The sequence below is a fragment of the Trujillonella humicola genome, assembly GCF_046233715.1.
Taxonomy (GTDB): Bacteria; Actinomycetota; Actinomycetes; order Mycobacteriales; family Geodermatophilaceae; genus Trujillonella; species Trujillonella humicola.
In genome coordinates this window covers 1-492 of the sequence record NZ_JBJNRJ010000153.1, presented here as the reverse complement: position 1 = coordinate 492, position 492 = coordinate 1, and the positions used below count along the sequence as shown (strand labels likewise).

The 492-nt window shown below is 66.7% G+C and carries 1 pseudogene; it reads right to left on the bottom strand.

Going from position 1 to position 492, the window contains the following annotated elements:
• Positions 1 to 228, bottom strand: a pseudogene (locus tag ACK586_RS25515) (IS110 family transposase); the annotation flags it as partial.
• Between the last annotated feature and the right edge of the window lie 264 nt (positions 229 to 492).

The window sequence follows — 492 nt, the reverse complement described above, 5'->3', positions numbered from 1 at the left end:
CAGGCCGCGTGCTTCCAGCAGGTAGAAGAACCCCCGCCAGTAGTCCGAGGTCGACTCGACGGTGACCCGCTCGATCCGCTGCTCGACCAGTTGGTCGGCCAACTCCATGATCGACTTGGTGGTCGCCGACACCTCCCACACCCGTGTACGGCGCCGCTTGGACTCCGATTCGTGCGGGACGCGGGTGCACACCATCCCTGACGCCTTGGCCACATCGATGGCCGCCACCCGCGCGATGAGCTGTTCATGCTCCTCATCGCGGATCTCTTGGGGTTCTTGCATCTCCTGAACCGCCCTTCACGCTGCTGACCAGCAAGGCGGGCAGCCCGCGGGGCCCGGTCAGGGAACCGAAAATCTGACCGGCGTGCTCGGAGCACAGTGCGCGACCCTTCAGGTCCAGGCCCCAGCGTCAGACTGAGCTACGGGATCGTGTCCCAGGCGGGGAACCGACGTCGGCGGGCGGCCCGACCACATTTTCACGCCTGCCAGGCG